This window comes from Parcubacteria group bacterium CG10_big_fil_rev_8_21_14_0_10_36_14 (assembly GCA_002772895.1).
Classification (GTDB): Bacteria; Patescibacteriota; Patescibacteriia.
The window spans coordinates 993-7,807 of the sequence record PFCS01000055.1 but is presented as its reverse complement, the minus strand read 5'-3'; the positions used below and the strand labels follow the sequence as shown (position 1 = coordinate 7,807).

Annotated in this window: 6 protein-coding genes; 1 reads left to right on the top strand and 5 read right to left on the bottom strand. The window is 34.2% G+C overall.

Annotated elements, in window-relative coordinates:
- The first annotated feature begins 129 nt into the window (after positions 1-129).
- A complete protein-coding gene (locus COU51_04435; GenBank protein ID PIR66348.1) occupies positions 130-537 on the top strand; it encodes a hypothetical protein in 408 nt (135 codons plus the stop codon).
- A 52-nt stretch (positions 538-589) separates the two neighbouring features.
- Here COU51_04435 and murD read toward each other — a convergent pair whose 3' ends face one another.
- From murD to COU51_04410, 5 genes are all read right to left on the bottom strand, one after another.
- The gene (gene murD / locus COU51_04430; protein ID PIR66347.1) at positions 590-1,927 is read right to left on the bottom strand and encodes a UDP-N-acetylmuramoyl-L-alanine--D-glutamate ligase; all 1,338 of its coding nucleotides are present in this window, start codon (positions 1,925-1,927) and stop codon (positions 590-592) included.
- Between the two features lie 25 nt (positions 1,928-1,952).
- On the bottom strand, positions 1,953-2,618 hold the full coding sequence (locus tag COU51_04425) for a hypothetical protein (protein PIR66346.1): 666 nt from the start codon (positions 2,616-2,618) through the stop codon (positions 1,953-1,955).
- Between the two features lie 9 nt (positions 2,619-2,627).
- Positions 2,628-5,273: an ATPase gene (locus tag COU51_04420; protein PIR66345.1), complete on the bottom strand. Its 2,646-nt coding sequence runs from the start codon at positions 5,271-5,273 to the stop codon at positions 2,628-2,630.
- A gap of 73 nt (positions 5,274-5,346) precedes the next feature.
- Positions 5,347-6,195 (bottom strand): hypothetical protein, encoded by an 849-nt coding sequence (locus COU51_04415; GenBank protein PIR66344.1) that lies wholly within the window; start codon positions 6,193-6,195, stop codon positions 5,347-5,349.
- A gap of 302 nt (positions 6,196-6,497) precedes the next feature.
- Positions 6,498-6,797, bottom strand: coding sequence for a hypothetical protein (locus COU51_04410; GenBank protein PIR66343.1), 300 nt, complete (start codon positions 6,795-6,797; stop codon positions 6,498-6,500).
- Between the last annotated feature and the right edge of the window lie 18 nt (positions 6,798-6,815).

Below are 6,815 nucleotides of genomic sequence, written 5' to 3'. Positions count from 1 at the left end.
CTCTAATAGCCCATTTTGGAACTATTTTTTTCAATAATCTTTTCATACTTATAAAATAACAATATCATTTTTCTGCTTATTTGACAATAACGTAGGCTGAGCCTAAGATATGATTAAAGCCCTTTCAAATTGGAGAAAATCGTGCCCGAAAACAAGATAAAAAAAACCAAAGAAAATGGAAAAGAAAAACTATTTTTGAATGGAAAACTAAAAATCGTGACAAATACTATTTTTGAATATAAGCAATTTAAAAACGGCAAACGATTAGTCGCGATTTGTTCGGATGATAAAGATGAAGTATTTGTTATTTTTATTCATACTAATAAAAATGAGATAGACAAAGTAATTCTTAACCCAAAGCCAGAACCTGGTTTTGCCATGCATCTTTTGGGAAGATACGACGATCAAGAAATGCGAGTTGGTTATTTAGGCTCGGATAATGAGCATTATATACTCTTTTCTTCTTCATTAAAAACCCGCGGGCCAATCACAAATGAGGCCTATGATGTTCTTTTGGAACAGTTTAGTCTATCATAAAATCCCGACACAATTCGGGATTTTTTTAATTGATGCTTTTTATAATTTTATTTTATTCTCTTATTGCCTTTTTAAACTGTTCTCCCCTATCAAATTCATTTTTAAATAAACCGAAGCTGGCAGCAGCCGGAGATAATAAAACCATATCTCCTCTAATAGCCTGTTGCCTTGCTTTTTTTACCGCATCTTTCATGTCTTTCGCCATAATAATTAATTGATAATTGATAATTGATAATTGATAATTTATTTTTTCTGTTGCCGTTCCTGGAAAAAATATTATTGCTTTGCAATATTTTTTTATTTCTTTTGCCAGTTGCTTATACTCCAGTCTTTTATCCTTTCCACCGGCAATTAATATAATTTTTTTGTTTTTTTGTTCCGCGCCAAATGTATGAAGGGCAGCGATTGCTCCATCAGGCGTTGTGGCGGTTGTATCGTTTACAAAAACTATACCATTCTTTTTTGCTATTACTTCTTGCCTGTCAGAAAGCCCTCCAAAATTTTTTAATACTTTTTTAATTTTTATTTTTGGCACTTTCATTATTTTCGCTACGGTAAGAGCCGCGCCAATATTTTCTAAATTGTGATCTCCTTTTAATTTTATTTCTATTTTATTTTTTTTATTAAATAGAGATAGAAAGGGCTGGTTTTTGGAAAAATAAATCGTTTTGCAATAACCCTTCCACTTCTTTGTTATTTTATTTTCTTTATTTAAAACTAAATAATCTCCTGTTTTTTGATATTTAAAAATATTTTTCTTGGCAGAAGTATATTCTGCCATATTTTTATAAGTATTCAGATGGTCCGGATAAATATTTGTGACTACGGCGATATGCGGAGCTATTTTATATTCATTAAAATTTTCCAGCATCCAACTCGAAAGTTCCAAGACAACAATATCGCTTGGTTTAATTTTTTCTATAAAAGAAAGCGGGGAAACTTTTATATTTCCACCAAGCCAAACCCTCGGGTACTTTATTTTTAATATTTCATAAATTAAAGCTGTTGTCGTGCTTTTTCCACGAGTACCGGTGACACCGATAATAGTGGCGTCACAGCTTTTCATAAAAATACTAATATCGGTTTCAATCTGCGCTCCGGTTTTTCGCGCGATTTTTAAAAAAGGCGAATCCTTTGGTACTCCGGGATTTCGCATAACAATATCATTGTTCTTAAAATCTTCTTTTTTATGTCCACCCAAATGAAGAAATGGCATTTTTTTATTATTTTTTGCACAAAATTTTCTTAACTCTATAATTTGACTTGCTAACTCGCGTTTATTTTTTAAATCCGTAATTAATACTTCATCGCCTTTTCCAATAAAAAATTTAGCGGCTCTTATGCCACTGCCGTTTACATATAACCCTAATCCCATTATTGCTACTTTCATAAAAAAATATTACAAAAATAAAATTCTAAAAAGTTCCTCTAATTTTTGCCAATCTAACCAGTATCATTGCTTTAATAATAGAATATATCATCTTAACATACTGTACCAACCCTTTCAATACCCCAACTTTTTGCATTTTTCGTCTTATTTTTACACCTGGCAAAAAAACCGTTCCATACGGGAGTTCTCTAGAGCGACAATAATAATTAAGCGCTGATTCAATCATAAACCCTCTTAAATACTTATCGGGAATATTTTCTATTACAAACCTCTGCATAGCTCTTTCGCCACCAATAAGAGGAAGATATGGACCAATTTTTTCCATTATTTTACCGCGATCCCTAATCCCTACGCTCATCACCAAATCACCTCTAAAAACCGGCTCTATCAAGCGTTTTAGATGTTCTGGCTTAAAACCCTTTAAATCAGCATCCAAGAAAACAATAATTTCTGCATTTGTGTGTGTTAGCCCATGAAGCATTGCCGCGCCTTTTCCTTTTTTTATTGGCAAATTAAAAATTTGTGTTGCGCCATTTTTTTTTGCCAACCGAGCGGTTTTGTCGGTTGAGCCGTCAGAAACTACTATCACCTCGCTTACCAGCTCGCTCGCGCTTGCCGCAGCCACTACACCGGCAACTGTCTCCTCTTCATTAAAAGCCGGAACAATAACTGCTATTTTTGCTTTTCTCATAAATTTTTCCTAATCAATTTTGTGTATATGAATAAAAAAACATTTGGCAGCCTCTATTGCTAATAGATTTAACACTCCCAGTCCTAAAAAGAAAATCCATTCTCTTACCCCCAATGCCACGGTTTTAAAAGCAACCTGCAAAAACGGAACATACACAACTAAAGATAGCATTAAAAATCCAAATAAAACCGAAAAATTAAGTAATCTATTATTCCAAAAACGAATACGCCATATATTATGCCGCAAGCTCCTGCAAGCATAGATAATAAACAAGGAATCAATCCCAAGACCAATAAAAGCAATAGTTCTGCTATAGTTTAAGTCGTTTGTTAAATTCCAAATAAAATAAAAAGCTCCGAATAAAAACATACTCATTAGAGTACCAATTAAAAAGATTATTGTTTTCATCTCGGCATTTAAAATAGATGCGTTTCTACGACGCGGCTTTTTCTTCATAATATCGGGTTCCTTTTTATCAAACGCCAAAGAAAGCCCGGGGAACGAATCATCTACAATATTAACCCATAAAATTTGCGCGGCCGTAACCGGTAAGGGCAGTCCAAAAACCAACGCGCCAGCTATAATTATTACTTCCGCAAGAGAGTCCGACAAAAGATAAAGAATCACTTTTCTTATATTATCAAAAATAACACGACCACGTTCAATCGCCTTGACTATAGTTAAAAAATTATCATTTAAAAGAACCATATCTGAAACTTCTTTTGTAACATCCGAGCCCGAACCAAGCGCTATGCCAATATCTGCAGATTTTATTGCCGGCGCGTCATTTACTCCATCGCCTGTCATTGCCACAATTTCTCCCCTGGCCTGCCACGCGTCAATTATCCTTAATTTATGTTTTGGCAAAACCCTTGCAAAAATATCAATTTCTTTTATTTTCTCTTTCAATTCTGCATCGCTTAAATCATCTATATCCTTGCCTTCCAAAACATTATCTTTGCCTGTACGAAATCCAATTTCAGCGCCAATCGCTTTGGCAGTTAAAATATGGTCTCCAGTCATTATTACCGGTCGTATGCCGGCGGCTTTTGTAAATTCTATTGTTTCTTTGGCGGTCTCGCGAAGCGGGTCTTTTAATCCCATCACTCCCACGAAAACAATATCTTTTATATCTTTTTCATCAATTTTTTCTTGATTTTTGGTTTCCTTAAATGCAATGGCTAAAACCCTAAGCCCTGTGGAAGTTAATTTTTCTATTTCTTTTTTAAAATGTTCTCTATCTTTGGAACTAAGTTTTGAGCTCTTAGAATTGGTAAGTAAGTATTTTGATTTTGAAAGAATAATTTCGGGTGCGCCTTTTATAAATATCGTCTGACTTGTTTTGCCTGTTTTATTTAATGTTGCCATAAATTTTCTATCTGAACTAAAAGGTATCTCGTGTATTCGTGGCATTTCTTTTTCTAATTTTTCTTTATCAAAACCCAACTCATATCCTTTTATTAAAAATGGCTTTTCAGTGGTGTCTCCTATGATTTTCCATTTTTTTAAATCACTGCCAATTTCTTCTACAACAGCATTGTTGCATAATAAACTTATGCGCATTGACATCTCTAATAAGTCTTTGTAATGCTTTCCGTTTTTTTCAATAAATAAATCACCACTGTAAGAAATTAGATGGGTCGCCCGCATCTCACCGAGTGTAAGGGTTCCGGTTTTGTCTGTGCAAATCACACTGACGCTCCCTAATGTTTCAGCGGCAATCATTTTTCTGGTTAATGCCTTGCGCTTAGACATTTTTTGCATACCAATTGCCAAAATAACCGTAACTGAAATCGGCAAACCTTCAGGTATGGAGGAAACTGCCACAGCGATAGAAACTAAAAACATTTCAAAAAATGATCGGCCAGAAACGACCCCGACTAAAAATAGTACGATAGTAATAATTACAATAGCCACGGCTAATATTTTACTCAAATGTCCGATGCGTTCCTGAAGAGGGGTTTTGTCTTCTTTTATCTCTCTCACAAGAGACGCGATTTCGCCAAAATGACTTTTTGCTCCGATTTTCGTAACAATAAAATAAGCTCTACCGGAAGAAACGAGCGTACCCATATAAACCATATTTTTTCGTTCTGCTAAAACAGTTTCTTTGTTAATCTTTTTTACGATTTTTTTTATAGGAAGCGACTCCCCTGTAAGCGGTGCTTCGTTAACCTCTAAATCGTTCTCTTCTATAATTCGTCCATCAGCCGGGACTCTGCTCCCCTCTTCTAAAACAACTATATCCCCGGGAACTAAATCTTCGGCTTTTATATCTATTTCTCTACCATCTCTTATTACGCGCGCCCTGCGCTCAACTAATGTTTTGAGCTGTTCCAAAGAACGATTCGCCTTGTCTTCCTGAATAAAGCCAACTATTACATTAATAAAAATAGCGATTAAAATAATCGCCATATCTATTGTTTCCATCAATACGCCACTTACAAACGCCGCTATTAAAAGTATATATATCAATGGCGACTTAAACTGCGAAAGAAAAATCGAAAAACGGGAAAGTGCTTTTTCCTTTGGCAATTCGTTTTTACCGAATTTTTTTCGGCGTGCCTTTACCTCCTTCTCAGTAAGACCGTTTATATTTGTTCCTGATTCTTTAAACGTTTCCTCCACCGTTAAATTGTGAAATACTATGGACATAAATTAGCTTTTTAGCTAATAAACTTTATTAGGATAATAACCCGCTTTATAAACTAATACTATAATTATCATCCTACATCCTTGCTATTATCATCGCCTTCTTTCCGTTTATTACATCTCCACCATTCCAATCATGCAAAGCATTATAAAACACATCGTTCTTATATAAAAAATCCGCTCCACGCTTTGTTCCGGGATCGTTTGTAATAATGCTATCTTTTGTATATCCTTTTACAACAAGCATGTGATAGTAAGGGCCTGGCGAAGTATAATATGGATTATAGAGCTCTCTTCCGGCAGCAGGAACAATAATGGGGTTACCTAAGGCGATTTCTTTTTTGATGTCTTCAATAGAAATATCGTATTTTACATCTATATTTTTAAGACCAAAATAATTTTGCAGAATTTCTGCTGTCTTTTGAGCGTCTGTATCTTTCCAAAAGCCAAAATTTATTTTTTCCCAATCTATTATTTTTAAAATATCACTTTCCGCATCATTTGCGTTTTTAATATCTTTCCCCAAGACAAAACGAGCGGCCATAAGGGCAGAGGCTTCTTCACACGTCTCTTTATGAATTTCATCCCAAACCGCAAACGGAGCTTGCGAAGTAAAAGGTATGGCAAGATTAAAACTTTCCGGCAATTTAGCTATAGCCATGTCTTCCTTTTGTAATTTATTCTCATTAGGTATGGGTAATTTGTCAGATTTTAAGTCACCCTCAACCGGAATAATTTCCATTGTTTCTATTTCTCCATTGATAAATGTTAATTTCTGTTTTGCTTGAGTATAACTCACAGCTTCAGGCAAACTGTTTTTCTGCGATTCTAAAATTGTATCGCGTATTTTTCCACGATAAACAAAACCGAGCGTTGCCCCCACAAGCGTAATTGCGGCAAAAGTAATAAATATCTTTCTTATCATATAATTATTTTACCATATTTTATAAAAAAGCGCTCGTGCGCTTTTATTTTATAAGTTCCTTTACCATTTGTAGATTTTTTTTCAAATCGTTTTTCTTTTTTTGCTTTTCGTTTATTTCTTTATTGTTTTTTTCTATATTCCCCCTGCTTTTTCCGCGCTTCTCTCTTTGCCAAATTAACAAGATTATATTTTTTCTTATTTTTTTGAAGCTCCTGGTCTATTGCATAAAAAAGTTTCATTTGCTCTTTATTTTTTTCTGTATCTTTACGTTCCAAAAAAGAAAACTTTTTTTCGCCCTTATATTAAATTATTATAATGGCTGTCTGACAAAGCTCGTCCGTAAAATACATCAAAATATTTATTTTAAGAACGTCTTTTTTATTGTCGTTCGTTATCTGCCAGTACTTGATATTACCAACGTCCGTTAAATAAAACTTCGAAATCCTAGTTTTCTCCATTATTTCTATAAAAATCGAGCTACCATCCTTATCAGACTCTATGCTAATTTTCGGTTTTTCCGCTTTTATGTTACTAGCAACACACAGACAAGCTATGAAATAAAAAAACAGTAAAAATTCCTCATTTTTCTGCCTTCTAACCAAATATTACAAAATATAAGG

Coding starts and splice junctions, on each gene's coding strand:
- COU51_04425 (PIR66346.1), bottom strand. CDS start 2,618: ATGAGAAAAGCAAAAATAGCAGTTATTGTTCCGGCTTTTAATGAAGAG.
- murD (PIR66347.1), bottom strand. CDS start 1,927: ATGAAAGTAGCAATAATGGGATTAGGGTTATATGTAAACGGCAGTGGC.
- COU51_04415 (PIR66344.1), bottom strand. CDS start 6,195: ATGATAAGAAAGATATTTATTACTTTTGCCGCAATTACGCTTGTGGGG.
- COU51_04420 (PIR66345.1), bottom strand. CDS start 5,273: ATGTCCATAGTATTTCACAATTTAACGGTGGAGGAAACGTTTAAAGAA.